Raw genomic sequence first — 14,709 nt, forward strand, 5'->3', positions numbered from 1 at the left:
CCTTCCACCGCGGCCACGCCACAGCGGCCGGCCGGGTCAGCCCCGGCGGAACCAGGGGGTGTTGGGGCGGGGGTCGCGGACCTGCTCGTCCTGGTGGCCGAAGCCGTCGGCGACGGAGATCAGCCGGTACCGGCCGCCGTCGTGCTGGACCCAGCACAGGGTCCGGCCGCCGACCCGGTACCCGCCGGGCACGAACTGGAAGGCGTCCACCCTGCCGACGCCGTCCAGCGACCGCCAGCGGCCGAGGTCGCGGTCGTCCCGGTCCAGGACGTCCCGGTGGCCGGCGTCCTCGGTGACCGACACCAGCCGGTAGCGCTGGCCCTGTGCGGTGGTGTGGAAGAGCCAGTACTGCGACTTGCCTGCCACGTGCTGCATGTCGGGGACCGGCAGCACCGCGTCGACACGGGTGACCCGGGTGCCGCCACCGAAGGAGCCCCAGTTGGAGAGCGGCCGGTCCTCGTCGGCCTTCCGGTTGCTGTGGCGGGCGTTGTGGGCGATGTTGACGCGCCGGTAGACCTGGGTGCCGCCCACGGTGTGGAAGAGCCAGTAGCTGCTCTCGCCGTTGAGGTCCTGTTCGTCCGGGACGGGCCAGAAGGCGTCGACCCGTTCCACCCCGGCCAGCGCCGGCCAGGTGGCGAGGTCGGCACCGGCGCCGAGGACGATCCCGGTGGTGTCGTCCGAGCCGGTGGTCAGCTGCTCCACCTCCTGCGGGCCGGTCTCGACGACCCGGACCGTGCGGCCGGAGAAGACCCAGAACCGGCCCGCCACGTCCGGCCAGGGCAGGATCTCGTCGATCGGGCCGGGCTGGACCGCGGGCTGCTGCGGGCCGCCGCCCGGGGTGGTCTGGTCGGCGGGCGTGGTCTGCCCGCCGGGGACGACGGCGCCGTCCAGGCGGCCCTCGCCGAGCTTGCGCAGGGCGGACAGCGAGGGGGCGAAGGCGTAGAGGGAGCCCTCGGTGGTCACGAACGGGTTGAAGTGCAGCCTGGTGACCTGGGGCCGGTCGCCGCCGTTCGCGGTCTCGAAGGCGACGTCGCCGTCGCCGATCTGGCTCAGCGCGCCGCTGATCATCGGGTCCGGGCCGGGCATCGGGTCGCGGCCGGGCGGGAAGTTGGGGGTGTTGACCCAGTTGCGCTGCATGAACTCGAACTGCCGGACCAGGTCGCCCTGGTAGCAGACGAAGACCAGTCCGCGGGGTTCGTCGGGGCCGCCCTTCGGCGCGGCGGGGTCGAACGGGGCGCCGTAGGGGATGCCGCGGCGGATGATGCGGCGCCGGTCCAGGAACTCCTTCTCGTCCACCTTCTCGCCGTTGGCGATCAGGCCGTCGCGGGGGTTGGTCTTGCGCAGGTGGGAGAAGAGCGGGGTGGTGGTGCCGTCGGGGTCGTCCGCGTAGCTGATGTCGTTGTCCGGTTCGGTGTCCGGGTCCTGCCGCAGGTCCGGGTGGTTGGCGACGGAGGCGCCGCACCGCCAGCGGCCCACCAGCCGGGAGGCGAGCCACTCGCTGCTCGTGTCGGCCGCCACCACCTTGGCGTTCTTCAGCTTCCGCAGCTCGGCGGAGACCTGCGCCCACCAGCCCGGCACGTCCTGGCCGAGGCGCCGGACCACCTGGAAGGAGCCGTTGCGCATCCACTCGGGCACGCCCTCGGGCAGGGCCGCGCCGGTCGCGCCGAGGACGAAGAGGTCGGCGTCGACCGAATGGCCGCCGGCCGGCGGCTCGTCGAAGCCCTCGACGTGCGGTTCGCTGACGCCGTCCTTGAAGCCGAAGTGCTCCCGGCCGCGCCGGGAACCGGGCAGGGTGGCGCCGGACTGGACGTGCGAGCAGCTGATCCCGGCCCGGGACATGGCGTCCTGCTGGCGGCGCAGTTCGTCGTTCAGGCCGCTCTCGGAGTCGGAGGCGACGGTGAGGACGGCGTGCGTGACCTGGTTGTGGCCGGCGCCGAACAGCCAGCGGTCGGGCGCGTTGTCGTCGACGTCGCCGAGGACGTCCGAGCGGAAGGCGGCACCCTGGACGAAGGCGCCGATCGTGCCGCGCCCCTTGTTCTCGGCCAGCAGGTCCTTCTTGCCGGTGAGGGCGGTCAGGCCCGGGTAGGTGAGGCCGAGGCCGAGCCAGGTGGCGCTGAGGCCCGCCGGGTCGTCGCCCATCGAGTTGCGGCGGGCCTCGCTGAACCGCGCGTTGAAGACGGCGACCTGCTGGGTGGTGGCCAGTCTGGGGACCAGGTCGGTCAGCCAGCCCCGGGCGGCGGCGGGGTCGCCGAACCGGAGGAACAGCAGGGTCATGTGGTCCTTCTTGAACCCGGCGAGGATGTCGCCCTGGATCTCGGTGCTGTCGCGCAGCGACGCTGGGGTGGCCATGGGTCTCCCTGAGGGTGTGGGGGGTGGTGTGCGTGTGTGCGTGGGGGGAGTGAGAAAGGGTCAGGAACCGGGGCGCAGCTGCACCCACTTGGCCTTGCTGGGCACCCCGCGGTCGTCCAGGAGGAAGAGCAGGTAGAAGCCGGGCGGGGCGTCCTTGGCGGACTGCGGGGCGCGCAGTCTGAGCGTGTTGCCGGCCCGCCGGGTGATCTCCAGTTCGATCCGGCGCTGGCTGGTGTCCACCGAGTGGGTGGAGGTGATGGGCGCCATCAGCACGGCCTTGTCGATCAGGTCGGGGGTGCCGGAGTCGACGTCGAAGGTGCTGTCGTAGCGCACCGGCCCGCGCGGGACCTCGACGAGGTCGGGCCGCTGACCGCCCTGGTGCAGGTAGGGCGGCTCGTAGATCTCGATGGTGCCGTTCATCCCGGACTTGATGTCCGGGTTGTTGGCGATCTCCTGGAGCTCGTCACCGGTGACCATGACGCGGCCGTCGGGCAGCAGCACGGCGTTGGAGTGGTAGCCGCGCGGCAGCCGCTGCTGCGGGCCGGTCCGCCAGGTGCCGTCGGCGCCCCGGATCTCGGTCTGCCGCCACATGTCGTCGGCGTTGGGGTTGTACTGGCCGTTGCCGTAGTCGCGGATGTCGAAGCCGCCGTTGACGGTGAACAGCCGGCCGTCGGGGAAGATCAGGGTGTCGTCCTGGGTACGGCCGAAGGCGCGCGAGGTGTCCTGGCTCCAGGTGCCGTTCGAGAACTTGTAGGTCCTCGGGTTGTTGCGGTCGCCGCCGAGGACCAGCACCGAGTCGGGGCCGTTGCCCTCGGCCGGGTTGGGCAGGGCCACCGCGGAGCCGTAGTTGCGCATGCCGCCGTCGGGGCGGTCGGCGAGCTTCTGGGCGCTCTCGCGAGCCGGGTCGAAGGCGTACTGCTCGTCGAAGTTGCGCCCGAAGCCGTAGATCCTGCCGTCCCGCAGCGAGAAGAGGTGCGGGTAGTCGGTCGAGTAGTCGGCCTTGATCCCCCACTTCTCCAGGCCCTTGCCCACCGGCACGTCCGTGCGGTTGTACGCCACCTCGGCCCGGTCGAGCGGGAAGCTCTCGATCGACTTGGAGAGCTTGCCCCAGCCGATGTCCCCGTGGCCCGAGGTGATGAACTGCCGGCCGTCGGCGCCGGTGACGACGGAGGGGTACCAGCGGCCCTCCGCCATGTCCTTCTGCTGGTGCCAGGTCTCGGTCCACGGGTCGAAGACGAGGGCGAGATGGGCGCCGGTGCCATGGTTGCCGCCGAGGTTGCCGCCGAAGACACCGATCATGCCGTTGGGCAGATAGGCGTGCCCCGCGCAGAAGATGGGCGCGGGGCGGTCCTCGTCCAGGCCGTCGTCGATGGCGACCGTGGGCGGCCGTACGTCCTTGAAGGCGTCCTTGCCGTAGCCCCTGGCCGGGTCCCAGAGCCAGGCGCGGCCGGCGTTGTCGGCACCGATGACCTCGGTGGGCGCGGTCTCCTTGTTGGGGCTGGTCTCGACGGGCGCGAAGGAGAACAGCAGCACCTTGCCGGTGGGCAGCAGGGCCACGTGGTCGCCGTAGTCGGGGCTGGCGAAGTACTGGTTGAAGGTGCCCGACTCGCCCGGCGCGAAGGCCTTGTTGGCCTCGGCCTGGGAGGTGGTGTGCTCCTTCAGGCTGCGGTTGCGCAGCGGCTGCGGGTATCCGTTGTCGACCGCGCGCAGCCCGATGCGGTCCCGGGCCAGTTCCTCGGCGCGGGCCCGGCCGAGGGCCTTGACCTCCGCCGGGCGGACCTCCTCGGCGATCTGTTCGCGGGTGACGCGCACACCGCCCGGGCCGGGGGCGGCGGTCCGCGCCGCGGCCGGGGCGGGGCCGAGCACGACGGGGGCGGTGACGGACAGGGCGACCGCGGCGCAGCCTGCCGCGAACGTCCGCCGACGGCCGTGGGGCAGCCGGGATCCGCGGGACAGGGGGGTCACGGAGAACATGGAACTCCTCACGGAGAGTGACGAAACGCGTGCAGTAAATCACGCAGCGTAGCGATTTGTGTTCGGCCTGATGTTCGTCAGCTCGAAAGATTGACCGCCTTGCCCCGATGGGGTGCAACGCTGCGTGTCCGCCGAATCGTCACTGCCCGTGACGGCTGCAATGGTCGCGAACCCGTCCCCCGCCCCTCCTGGGAGCCACCGCATGCCTGGAAAGACCCCCCGAAAGACCACCGGCAGGACCTCCGCGACCCGCGCCGCCGCCCTTGCCTTCCTGCTGTCCTGCGCCGCCACCGCGCCGGCCGCCGCCGCGGCCGACCCGTCGCAGCCGCCCCAGCACGTCATGGGCGAGCTGATCCGCGGCGGCGCCGACGGCAGCCCCCACGAGGTGTTCTGCCCGGCGATGCAGCACGTGTTCGGCGGCGGCTACGAGATCAGCGCCGCGCCCGGCACCCGGCTCGGCCCGGAGCCGGCCGACCTCCTCGTCAGCCGCCCCAACGACAACGCGACGGGCTGGATCATCGCCGTGCACAAGGACCAGTACCGGAACGAGGGGCAGGAGCAGGGCCAGGACCAGGGACAAGGGCAGCAGCAGGGACAGGCGCAAGGACAGCACCAGGACCAGCAGCACGGGCAGCAGCCGGGCCTGCCGCAGCACGCCCAGCAGCCGGGCGGCGGTCACATGAAGAACCACGCGAAGCCCGGAACCTTCGCGAAGCCCGCCCAGCCCGTGAACCACGCCGGGCCCGCCGGGCCCGGCCGGCACGCGCACCCGGGCGGGCGCGCGGCGCACCGTGTGCGGCCCGGGCGGCACGACGCCGGGCCCGCCGACCTGACCGTCCACCTGGTGTGCTCGGACGACACGATGTCGCACGGCGCCTGAGCCCCCTCCCCCGCCCCGCACGCCGAGCGGCCCGGCACCTCGGGGGTGCCGGGCCGCTCGATGGCGAGGGTCAGCCCTGGGCGAGGGTGACGTCCTGCTGCCGGGTGGCGTGGAAGTACGGCATCGGCAGACCGCCCGCGGACCGCAGCTCCATGATCGTGGCCTCGACGTGCGCCGCGCCCGGCGCCAGCTTCTCCGAGGTGACCTTGCCGGTGTTCTGCCAGCTGTGCACGGCGCCGTCGCACAGGGCCCGGGTGCCGCCGATGCCGTGGCGGCGGTTCGGCGACTCCTGGCTGACCGAGGAGCTGATGAGCACCGGACCGGTGGCGCCGGTGCAGGTGTAGGTGCCGGAGAGCGTGACCGTACCGTCGGAGGCGATACGGCCGCTCACCCCGACGGTGACGGACTCGGTGGGACCGGCGGCGGCGGGGGCGACGGCGGCGCACAGCAGCGCGGCGGAGCCGAGGGCCGCGGCGAGGGCGGGGCGTACGGGCATGGCGTCCTTTCCCTGAACGGGGGTTCGATGGCAAGCACTGCATACCGGGCGGCCGTGCCCCGCCGGGTGACCGTCACCCCTTCGGTGGCGCGTCCCGCGGCAGCCGAGCCGGCCGGCTTGTCGCGGGCGTGCGGTGGGCGTCGTGGGAGGGTCCGGGAGTTGTCCGTGTGTTGTCACAGGTCGCGGCGGGCGGTTCCGCGGCGTTCACGGGAGGAGCATGGTCTGGTCATGCCGGTCGGCGACCGCGCCGGAGGCAGACCGTGGAGGTGCGCCATGTGTTCCCACCAGTTCCCCCGCGCGACGGCCGGCCGCGGCCTGACGCACGTCGTCGCCGCCCACCCCGAGCAGGGCTGGACCCTGTGGTGCGACGGGGCGATCGTCTTCGACGACACCGGTGAGCTGCACGCCGACGGCAGCGTGGTCCCGCCCCGCCGCGGCCCGGTGGAACGGCTGACCGCAGCGGCCTGACGGGACGGCGCGGAACCGCCTCGCGAACCCGCCGGACCGCCCGGGGGCGCCCCGCGTCCGGCGTCGCCGCGGTCCCGGGCCGGGGCCGTGCGGCTGACTCTCATTCAGCCGCGCACCGGAGGTGACCAGCAGTGATGCCGGGGACCTAAAATGATCAACGTGCCCGAGCAACACGCCCCGAGGTCCCTCATCGTCACGCTCTACGGCGCGTACGGCCGCTTCCTGCCCGGCCCGGTGCCCGTCGCCGAGCTGATCCGGCTGCTGGCCGCCGTCGGCGTGGACGCCCCCTCCGTCCGCTCCTCGGTGTCGCGGCTCAAACGCCGCGGCCTGCTGACGCCGGCCCGCACCGCGCGGGGCGCCGCCGGGTACGGGCTCTCCGCCGAGGCACGGCAACTGCTCGACGACGGCGACCGCAGGGTCTACGCGGCCGCGGCGCCGGAGGACGAGGGCTGGGTGCTCGCGGTGTTCTCGGTGCCCGAGTCGGAGCGGCAGAAGCGGCACGTGCTGCGCTCCCGGCTGGCCGGACTCGGCTTCGGCACGGCCGCGCCCGGCGTGTGGATCGCCCCGGCCCGGCTGTTCGAGGAGACCCGGCACACCCTGCGCCGCCTCGGCCTCGACCCGTACGTGGACTTCTTCCGCGGCGACCACCTCGGCTTCGCACCCACCGTCGAGGCGGTCGCCCGCTGGTGGGACCTGACGGCGCTCGCCAAGGCGCACGAGCAGTTCCTCGACGCCCACGAGCCGGTGCTGCGGGCCTGGGAGCACCGCGCGGACACCCCGGCCGAGGACGCCTACCGCGACTACCTCCTCGCCCTCGACTCCTGGCGCCACCTGCCGTACACCGACCCGGGGCTGCCGACGGACCTGCTGCCCGCCGACTGGCCCGGCATCCGGTCGGCCGCCGTCTTCCTGGCGCTGCACGAACGGCTGCGGGACGCGGGGGGCGCCTTCGCCGGTCTGTGAACGCGCCGGTAATTGTGAAATGTTCATTGCAGGGCAGCGTGACCTCTTGCGCACCAGGAGTCACTCAGCCAAACCTCAGCTTCCTTAACCACTCCTCTCAGATTTCTTACTTACTCTTCGACGGGTCGTACGCGAGTTTGACGAAGGTAAGGAAGAGGTCTGTTGCGCATGACCACCACGCCAAGGGCTCAGGGAGCCACGGTCTGGCTGACGGGGCTGCCGAGCGCGGGCAAGACGACGATCGCCCGCCTCCTCGGCGACCGGCTCAAGGCCGAGGGACACCGCGTGGAGGTCCTCGACGGCGACGAGATCCGGCGCTTCCTCTCCGCCGGCCTCGGGTTCAGCCGTGCGGACCGCAACACCAATGTCCAGCGCATCGGCCTGGTCTCCGAGGTGCTCGCCCGCAACGGCGTCCTCTCCGTGGTCCCGGTGATCGCCCCCTACGCGGACAGCCGTGAGGCGGTGCGCGTCCGGCACGAGAAGAGCGGGACGCCGTACCTGGAGATCCATGTGGCGACCCCCGTCGAGGTGTGCAGCGAGCGTGACGTGAAGGGCCTGTACGCCAAGCAGGCCGCGGGCGAGCTGAGCGGGCTGACCGGTGTCGACGACCCGTACGAGCCGCCCACCGACCCGTCGCTGGTGCTGCCCACCCAGGAGCAGAGCCCGCAGGAGTCGGCGGACGCGGTGCACGCCCTGCTGGTCGAGCGGGGGCTGGCATGAGCGCCTTCACCCTGTCCCACCTGGACTCGCTGGAGTCCGAGGCGGTCCACATCTTCCGTGAGGTGGCGGGCGAGTTCGAGCGGCCGGTGATCCTGTTCTCCGGCGGCAAGGACTCCATCGTCATGCTGCACCTGGCGCTCAAGGCGTTCACGCCCGCGCCGGTGCCGTTCTCCCTGCTGCACGTGGACACCGGGCACAACTTCCCCGAGGTCCTGGAGTACCGGGACCGCACGGCCGAGCGGCACGGGCTGCGGCTGCACGTGGCCTCGGTGCAGGACTACATCGACCGGGGCGTGCTGCGCGAGCGGCCCGACGGGACCCGCAACCCGCTCCAGACCGTGCCGCTGACGGAGCGGATCCAGAGCGAGCGGTTCGACGCGGTCTTCGGCGGCGGCCGCCGCGACGAGGAGAAGGCCCGCGCCAAGGAGCGGGTGTTCTCCCTGCGCGACGAGTTCTCCCAGTGGGACCCGCGCCGCCAGCGCCCCGAGCTGTGGAACCTCTACAACGGCCGGCACGCCCCCGGCGAGCACGTCCGGGTCTTCCCGCTCTCCAACTGGACCGAGCTGGACGTCTGGCAGTACATCGCCCGCGAGGAGATCGAGCTCCCGCAGATCTACTACGCCCACCACCGCGAGGTCTTCCAGCGCAACGGGATGTGGCTGACCGCCGGCGAGTGGGGCGGGCCCCGTGAGAACGAGACGGTCGAGAAGCGCCAGGTGCGCTACCGCACCGTCGGCGACATGTCCTGCACCGGCGCCGTCGACTCCGACGCCGACAGCATCGAGAAGGTGATCGCCGAGATCGCCGCCTCCCGGCTCACCGAGCGCGGCGCCACCCGCGCCGACGACAAGCTCTCCGAGGCCGCGATGGAAGACCGCAAGCGCGAGGGGTACTTCTAACCATGAGCACCACCATCGACACCCTGCGGTTCGCGACCGCCGGTTCGGTCGACGACGGCAAGTCCACGCTGGTCGGGCGGCTGCTGCACGACTCCAAGTCGGTCCTCGCCGACCAGCTGGAGGCCGTCGAGCAGGCCTCCGCGAGCCGCGGCAAGGACGCCCCCGACCTGGCGCTGCTCACCGACGGACTGCGCGCCGAGCGCGAGCAGGGCATCACCATCGACGTGGCCTACCGCTACTTCGCCACGGCCCGGCGCCGGTTCATCCTCGCCGACACCCCGGGGCACGTGCAGTACACCCGGAACATGGTCACCGGCGCCTCCACGGCCGAACTGGCGATCATCCTGATCGACGCCCGCAACGGGGTCGTCGAGCAGACCCGCCGGCACGCCGCCGTGGCCGCCCTGCTGCGCGTCCCGCACGTCGTCCTCGCCGTCAACAAGATGGACCTGGTCGGCTACGAGCGGGCCGAGTTCGACCGGATCGTCGCCGACTTCGCCGCGCAGACGGCCGAGCTGGGACTCCCCGAGGTCACCCCGATCCCGGTCTCCGCGCTCGTCGGCGACAACGTCGTCGACCGTTCCGCGCACATGGACTGGTACGACGGCCCGGCCCTCCTGGAGTTCCTGGAGAACGTGCCGGTCGCCGGGGCCTCGGCCGACGCCCCGGCCCGCTTCCCGGTCCAGTACGTCATCCGGCACGGCGACGTCCGCCACTACGCGGGCCAGCTGGTCTCCGGCTCGCTGCGGGTCGGCGACCGGGTCACCGTCCACCCGTCCGGCGAGACCTCCGAGATCACCGCGATCGACGTGCTCGGCACCGGGGTCGAGGCGGCCCACGCCCCGCAGTCCATCGGGGTGCGCCTCGCCGACCAGCGGGACGTCTCGCGCGGCGACATGATCACCGCGGGTCCGGACGTGCCCGTCCTCACCCAGGACGTCACGGCGGCCGTGTGCCACCTGGCCGACCGGCCGCTGCGGGTCGGCGACCGGGTGCTGCTCAAGCACACCACCCGGACCGTCAAGGCGATCGTCCGGGACCTGGGCGGCGCGGCCGAGCTGACCGCCAACGACCTGGGCCGGATCACCCTGCGCTGCGCCGAGCCGCTGCCGCTGGACGCCTACGCGGTCTCCCGCCGCACCGGCGCGTTCCTCGTGATCGACCCGGCGGACGGCTCGACGCTGACCGCGGGAATGGTCGACTTCGCCTGACCCGTCCCCGTCTCCGTCTCCGTGGAGGAGCCCCCGGCAGCCGCCGGGGGCTCCTTCGCGTTCTCCCTGGTCACGGGGGCGGGCCCGGTCACAAGGTCACGGCACGTCAATAACGCGGTAACAGTGGCGGCGGTTGTGCGAGAGGGGCCGTCCCCCGGGGTAAGCCCCCCGTTGCCGGGCCGGACGTCCCGCCCGGGGCCCGCCGACAGCCTCCGGGACGGGACCCGTACCATTCCTACAGTTGAAAGCAGGACAAGCAGTGATCGCCTGCTCCATGAACGGACCAGCCGTGTACGAACCACCTTCCGCCCCCGCCTCCTGGCGCATCGCGCTGCCGCACACCGTCGCGGCCGTGCCGGTCGCGCGTGCCCTGGTGCGCTCGGCGATGGAGGAGACGGACCACGCGGCCGACGCCGACACCGCCGAACTGCTCACCGCCGAGCTCGTCGCCAACGCCGTGGAGCACACCGCCGGCAAGGGGCCGATAGAGCTGGTCGTCGAGCTGATGCCGGGCGGCTGCAGGGTGGAGGTGCACGACCCGGACCCGGCGCCGCCCGGCCACCTCACCCGTCCGGTGATCGAGGAGCCCGACCCCTGGCAGGAGGGCGGCCGCGGCCTCCTGCTGATCCGCGCCCTCAGCTCGTCCTGCGGCCACCGCCCCACCGCGTCCGGCAAGGCGGTGTGGTTCAGACTCCCCGTGGTACCGCGCCAGTGGCGTCCGGCGTGAGCGTGCCGCTCTTCGGGGCGGCCAGCGTGGAGTGCCGGCGCCCGTAGCCGGCGTACACCAGCAGGCCGACCGCGAGGAAGACGGCGAACTGGAGCCAGGTCGCCCACCCGGTCTCGTACATCAGGTACAGGCAGAATCCGACGCCCAGCAGCGGCAGGACCGGGAACAGCGGTACCCGGAAGGTGCGGTCGAGGCCCGGTTCACGGCGGCGCAGGGCGATCACCGCGATGTTCACCACGGCCATGATCGCGAGGGTGCCGACGGTGCAGAGGTTCATCACCGCGTCCAGGGAGGCGAAGGCCGCCGGGAGCGCGAAGACGGCCGCGACGATCAGGGTGCCGGCCACCGGGGTGGCGGTCCGCGGCGAGACCCGTTCGAAGACCCGCGGGATCAGCCCGTCCCGGGACATGGACATCAGGATGCGGGTCTGGCCGTACATCACGGCGAGGACCACCGAGGCGATGGCGACCACCGCGCCGAAGGCGATCACGCCGCCGCCGATCGCGGACCCGGTGACCTCGTCGACGACGTAGGACAGCGCGGCGGGGCGGCCTGCCACCCGGTCGCCGCCGACGGCGCCGGTCGCGGCCAGCGCGACCGCGCAGTACAGCAGCGTGACCACGCCCATGCAGACGAGGATCGCGACCGGTACGTCCCGGCGCGGGTTCTTCGCCTCCTCACCGGCGGTGGTGATCGCGTCGAAGCCGATGTACGAGAAGAACGCGGCCGTGGTGCCCGCGCCGATGCCGCCGAGACCGGCCGGGGAGAAGGGCAGCAGGTTGCCGTCCCTGAACGCGCTGAAGCCGATCGCGCAGAAGGCGAGCAGGACGGTCAGCTTCACGGCCGCCATCGCGGCGGTCGCCCGGGCGCTCTCCCGTACCCCGCGCACCAGCAGCAGCGCGGCCATGGCGATGACGACCACCGCGGGGAGGTTCACGGCCCCGCCGTCGCCGGGGCCCGCGGTCAGCGGGTGCGGGAGCTGGAGGCCGGTGAGGCTGTGCAGCAGTTCGTCGACGTACTGGCTCCAGCCGACCGCCACGGCCGAGATCGAGATCCCGTACTCCAGGAGCAGGCACCAGCCGACCAGGAAGGCGGTTGACTCGCCGAGACCGGCGTAGGCGAAGGAGTACGACGACCCGGAGACCGGGATCGCGCCGCCCAGCTCGGCGAAGGAGAGGGCGGTGAAGACGCAGGTGACCGCGGCGAGGACGAAGGAGACGACGACGGCGGGACCGGCCTGCGCGACCGAGCCGGAGAGGCCGACGAAGATGCCGGTGCCGACGATCGCGCCGATGCCGAAGCAGATCAGCTGGAAGAGGCCCATGGTGCGGCGGAGGCCGTGGCCCTCCCGGTCGGCGCCGGATTCGGCCACCAGGAGGTGCGGGGACTTGATGCGGGACATGCGGGTGGTGCTCGTTTCCGGTGGTGCGGGCGTCCCGGATGGGGACGGTGCGACGGCCGCGGCAGGGGTGGCGCCGGGCCGCCGGGGAGAACGGGGCCTACGGGGGTACGGGCCCGGTGCGGGCTCCGGTACGGGGGTCAGGCGAGGGTGGCCACCAGGACCGCCTTGATGGTGTGCATCCGGTTCTCGGCCTCGTCGAAGACGACCGAGTGCTCGGACTCGAACACCTCGTCGGTGACCTCCAGCTCGGTCAGCCCGTGCCGCTCGTGGATCTCCCGGCCGACGTCGGTGCCGAGGTCGTGGAAGGCCGGCAGGCAGTGCAGGAAGCGGACGTCGGGGTTGCCGGTGGCGCGCAGCACGTCCATGGTCACGGCGTAGGGGCCGAGCAGCGCGATGCGCTCGTCCCAGACCTGCTTGGGCTCGCCCATCGACACCCATACGTCGGTGGCGATGAAGTCGGCGCCGCGCACGCCGTCCTTCAGGTCCTCGGTGAGGGTGATCCGGGCGCCGGAGACCCCGGCGAGCCGCTGGGCCAGCTCCACGATGGTCTCGTCCGGCCACAGCAGCCGCGGGGCGACGATCCGGACGTCCATGCCGAGCAGGGCGCCGGTGACGAGGTAGGAGTTGCCCATGTTGTAGCGGGCGTCACCGAGGTAGGCGAAGGCGATCCGGTCGAGCGGCTTGTCGCTGTGCTCGGTCATGGTGAGCACGTCGGCGAGCATCTGGGTGGGGTGCCACTCGTCGGTGAGGCCGTTGTAGACGGGCACCCCGGCGAACGCGGCCAGCTCCTCCACCACGCCCTGGCCGTGGCCGCGGTACTCGATGGCGTCGAACATCCGGCCGAGGACCCGGGCCGTGTCCTTCACCGACTCCTTGTGCCCGATCTGTGAACCGGCCGGGTCCAGGTAGGTCGTGTGGGCGCCCTGGTCGGCGGCGGCGACCTCGAAGGCGCAGCGGGTACGGGTGGAGGTCTTCTCGAAGACCAGCGCGATGTTCTTCCCCCGCAGGTACCGCGTCTCGGTCCCGGCCTTCTTGGCCGCCTTCAGCTCGGCGGCCAGCTCGACCAGCCCGCGGAACTCCTCCTGGGTGAAGTCCAGCTCCTTGAGGAAGTGGCGGCCGGCGAGGGCGGTCGGGACTGTCGCCATGGGGGCGCTCCAGCAGTAGGGGTCGATTCAGGGACTTTGGAAGTCTATACGACGCTCCACATTTATATACAGCCTGATGAATCACATCCGACGATCACACCGCGTCCCGCTCCACCGGGCAGCTCATGCAGCGCGGCCCGCCCCGGCCCCGGCCCAGCTCGCTGCCCGGGATCTCGATCACCTCGATGCCCTGCTTGCGCAGGTGGGTGTTGGTGGTGGAGTTGCGTTCGTAGGCGACGACGACGCCCGGCTCGACGGCGAGCACGTTGCAGCCGTCGTCCCACTGCTCGCGCTCGGCCGCGTGCACGTCCTGGGTGGCGGTGAGGACCCGGATCGCGTCGAGGCCGAGGGCGGCGGCGATCGCGCGGTGCATGTGCTCCGGCGGGTGGTCGGTGACCTTGAGCTCCTTGTCGCCGACGCCCGGCTCGATGGTGTAGGAGCGGAGCATGCCGAGCCCGGCGTACTGGGTGAAGGTGTCGCCGTCGACCATGGTCATCACGGTGTCGAGGTGCATGAAGGCGCGCCGCTTGGGCATGTCGAGCGCCACGATGGTCCGCGCGGAGCCGGCCGCGAACAGCTTGTGCGCGAGCATCTCCACGGCCTGCGGGGTGGTGCGCTCGCTCATGCCGATCAGGACCGCCCCGTTGCCGATCACCAGGACGTCGCCGCCCTCGATGGTGGACGGGTAGTCGGCCTGCCCCTCCGACCAGACGCGGAACGTCTCGTCGCGGAAGAGCGGGTGGTGCCGGTAGATCGCCTCGAAGTGGACGGTCTCGCGGCGCCGGGCGGGCAGCCGCATCGCATTGACGGCGACGCCGTCGTAGACCCAGGCGGAGGTGTCCCGGGTGAAGAGGTGGTTCGGGAGCGGCTCCAGCAGGAAGTCGTCGAGGTCCATCACATGGAAGCGGACGGAGGTGGGCTCCTCGTGCGCCTCCAGGAACTCGCGCTTGGTCATGCCGCCGACGAGCGCCTCGGCCAGTTCGCGCGCGGGCAGCGTCTCGAAGGCGGCGCGCAGGTGGCCGGTGGCGAGGGGACCGTACTCCTTCTCGTCGAAGACCCGGTCCAGGACGAGGGTGCGGGCGGCCGGGATCTCCAGCGTTCCGGTGAACAGGTCGCCGAAGAGGTGGACGGCGACGCCGCGGTCGCGCAGCACGTCGGCGAACCCGTCGTGCTCGGCCCGGGCCCGGCGGACCCAGAGGACGTCGTCGAAGAGGAGGGCGTCCTTGTTGCTCGGGGTGAGCCTTTTGAGCTCCAGATCCGGCCGGTGCAGGATGACGCGGCGCAGCCGCCCGGCCTCGGAGTCGACGTGGAATCCCATGTCTCCATCCTGACCACCGGGAACCGCGTTCACCCTCCTCTCGGCCGATTCCCGCCCCTGCCGCCCTCCCGTGCCGCCGCGCCGATTCCGTTTCTCGTCCCCTTGACGACAAACGCGCCCCAGGATTATGGTCATCATGACTCTAAAGACGAGGGGG

General features: G+C 72.2%; 13 protein-coding genes. 7 read left to right on the plus strand and 6 right to left on the minus strand.

Annotation, left to right across the window (positions count from 1 at the left end; genetic code table 11):
• Positions 1 to 36 precede the first annotated feature (36 nt).
• Together ACZ619_RS36915 and ACZ619_RS36920 are read right to left on the minus strand one after the other, a co-directional pair.
• The gene (locus tag ACZ619_RS36915; protein WP_469608660.1) at positions 37 to 2,349 is read right to left on the minus strand and encodes a Dyp-type peroxidase; all 2,313 of its coding nucleotides are present in this window, start codon (positions 2,347 to 2,349) and stop codon (positions 37 to 39) included.
• A gap of 60 nt (positions 2,350 to 2,409) precedes the next feature.
• Positions 2,410 to 4,323: a galactose oxidase-like domain-containing protein gene (locus ACZ619_RS36920; protein WP_469608662.1), complete on the minus strand. Its 1,914-nt coding sequence runs from the start codon at positions 4,321 to 4,323 to the stop codon at positions 2,410 to 2,412.
• Between the two features lie 202 nt (positions 4,324 to 4,525).
• Between ACZ619_RS36920 and ACZ619_RS36925 the strand changes: the two genes are divergently transcribed.
• Positions 4,526 to 5,203, plus strand: a complete 678-nt coding sequence (locus tag ACZ619_RS36925) for a hypothetical protein (RefSeq protein WP_469608664.1) — start codon at positions 4,526 to 4,528, stop codon at positions 5,201 to 5,203.
• A 70-nt stretch (positions 5,204 to 5,273) separates the two neighbouring features.
• Here the strand turns inward: ACZ619_RS36925 and ACZ619_RS36930 are convergent, their stop codons facing one another.
• Positions 5,274 to 5,699, minus strand: coding sequence for a DUF6299 family protein (locus tag ACZ619_RS36930; RefSeq protein WP_469608666.1), 426 nt, complete (start codon positions 5,697 to 5,699; stop codon positions 5,274 to 5,276).
• Positions 5,700 to 5,972: 273 nt separating this feature from the next.
• Between ACZ619_RS36930 and ACZ619_RS36935 the strand changes: the two genes are divergently transcribed.
• From ACZ619_RS36935 to ACZ619_RS36960, 6 genes are all read left to right on the plus strand, one after another.
• The gene (locus tag ACZ619_RS36935) at positions 5,973 to 6,167 is read left to right on the plus strand and encodes a DUF5999 family protein (RefSeq protein WP_469608668.1); all 195 of its coding nucleotides are present in this window, start codon (positions 5,973 to 5,975) and stop codon (positions 6,165 to 6,167) included.
• A 150-nt stretch (positions 6,168 to 6,317) separates the two neighbouring features.
• Positions 6,318 to 7,130 carry a PaaX family transcriptional regulator gene (locus ACZ619_RS36940; RefSeq protein ID WP_469608670.1) on the plus strand — a complete coding sequence of 271 codons (813 nt, stop codon included), beginning with the start codon at positions 6,318 to 6,320 and terminating at the stop codon, positions 7,128 to 7,130.
• A 168-nt stretch (positions 7,131 to 7,298) separates the two neighbouring features.
• Positions 7,299 to 7,850, plus strand: coding sequence for an adenylyl-sulfate kinase (gene cysC, locus ACZ619_RS36945; RefSeq protein ID WP_469608673.1), 552 nt, complete (start codon positions 7,299 to 7,301; stop codon positions 7,848 to 7,850).
• Complete coding sequence (cysD, locus tag ACZ619_RS36950; RefSeq protein WP_469608676.1) at positions 7,847 to 8,749, plus strand: sulfate adenylyltransferase subunit CysD; 903 nt, start codon at positions 7,847 to 7,849, stop codon at positions 8,747 to 8,749. The genes cysC and cysD overlap by 4 nt, the downstream gene beginning before the upstream one ends.
• A gap of 2 nt (positions 8,750 to 8,751) precedes the next feature.
• Positions 8,752 to 9,960: a sulfate adenylyltransferase subunit 1 gene (locus ACZ619_RS36955; protein ID WP_469608678.1), complete on the plus strand. Its 1,209-nt coding sequence runs from the start codon at positions 8,752 to 8,754 to the stop codon at positions 9,958 to 9,960.
• Positions 9,961 to 10,234: 274 nt separating this feature from the next.
• A complete protein-coding gene (locus ACZ619_RS36960; protein WP_469608681.1) occupies positions 10,235 to 10,687 on the plus strand; it encodes an ATP-binding protein in 453 nt (150 codons plus the stop codon).
• Here ACZ619_RS36960 and ACZ619_RS36965 read toward each other — a convergent pair.
• From ACZ619_RS36965 to ACZ619_RS36975, 3 genes are all read right to left on the minus strand, one after another.
• Positions 10,647 to 12,089: an amino acid permease gene (locus tag ACZ619_RS36965; protein ID WP_469608684.1), complete on the minus strand. Its 1,443-nt coding sequence runs from the start codon at positions 12,087 to 12,089 to the stop codon at positions 10,647 to 10,649. The genes ACZ619_RS36960 and ACZ619_RS36965 overlap by 41 nt on opposite strands.
• Positions 12,090 to 12,226: 137 nt before the next feature.
• Positions 12,227 to 13,234 (minus strand): ornithine carbamoyltransferase, encoded by a 1,008-nt coding sequence (gene argF / locus ACZ619_RS36970; RefSeq protein ID WP_469608687.1) that lies wholly within the window; start codon positions 13,232 to 13,234, stop codon positions 12,227 to 12,229.
• A gap of 94 nt (positions 13,235 to 13,328) precedes the next feature.
• A complete protein-coding gene (locus ACZ619_RS36975; protein WP_469608689.1) occupies positions 13,329 to 14,552 on the minus strand; it encodes an arginine deiminase in 1,224 nt (407 codons plus the stop codon).
• Between the last annotated feature and the right edge of the window lie 157 nt (positions 14,553 to 14,709).

This window comes from Streptomyces sp. NPDC104367 (assembly GCF_055583825.1).

Coding starts and splice junctions, on each gene's coding strand:
- ACZ619_RS36965 (WP_469608684.1), bottom strand. CDS start 12,089: ATGTCCCGCATCAAGTCCCCGCACCTCCTGGTGGCCGAATCCGGCGCC.
- ACZ619_RS36940 (WP_469608670.1), top strand. CDS start 6,318: ATGATCAACGTGCCCGAGCAACACGCCCCGAGGTCCCTCATCGTCACG.
- ACZ619_RS36925 (WP_469608664.1), top strand. CDS start 4,526: ATGCCTGGAAAGACCCCCCGAAAGACCACCGGCAGGACCTCCGCGACC.
- ACZ619_RS36960 (WP_469608681.1), top strand. CDS start 10,235: ATGAACGGACCAGCCGTGTACGAACCACCTTCCGCCCCCGCCTCCTGG.
- cysD (WP_469608676.1), top strand. CDS start 7,847: ATGAGCGCCTTCACCCTGTCCCACCTGGACTCGCTGGAGTCCGAGGCG.
- ACZ619_RS36975 (WP_469608689.1), bottom strand. CDS start 14,552: ATGGGATTCCACGTCGACTCCGAGGCCGGGCGGCTGCGCCGCGTCATC.
- ACZ619_RS36915 (WP_469608660.1), bottom strand. CDS start 2,349: ATGGCCACCCCAGCGTCGCTGCGCGACAGCACCGAGATCCAGGGCGAC.
- argF (WP_469608687.1), bottom strand. CDS start 13,234: ATGGCGACAGTCCCGACCGCCCTCGCCGGCCGCCACTTCCTCAAGGAG.
- ACZ619_RS36935 (WP_469608668.1), top strand. CDS start 5,973: ATGTGTTCCCACCAGTTCCCCCGCGCGACGGCCGGCCGCGGCCTGACG.
- cysC (WP_469608673.1), top strand. CDS start 7,299: ATGACCACCACGCCAAGGGCTCAGGGAGCCACGGTCTGGCTGACGGGG.
- ACZ619_RS36920 (WP_469608662.1), bottom strand. CDS start 4,323: ATGTTCTCCGTGACCCCCCTGTCCCGCGGATCCCGGCTGCCCCACGGC.
- ACZ619_RS36930 (WP_469608666.1), bottom strand. CDS start 5,699: ATGCCCGTACGCCCCGCCCTCGCCGCGGCCCTCGGCTCCGCCGCGCTG.
- ACZ619_RS36955 (WP_469608678.1), top strand. CDS start 8,752: ATGAGCACCACCATCGACACCCTGCGGTTCGCGACCGCCGGTTCGGTC.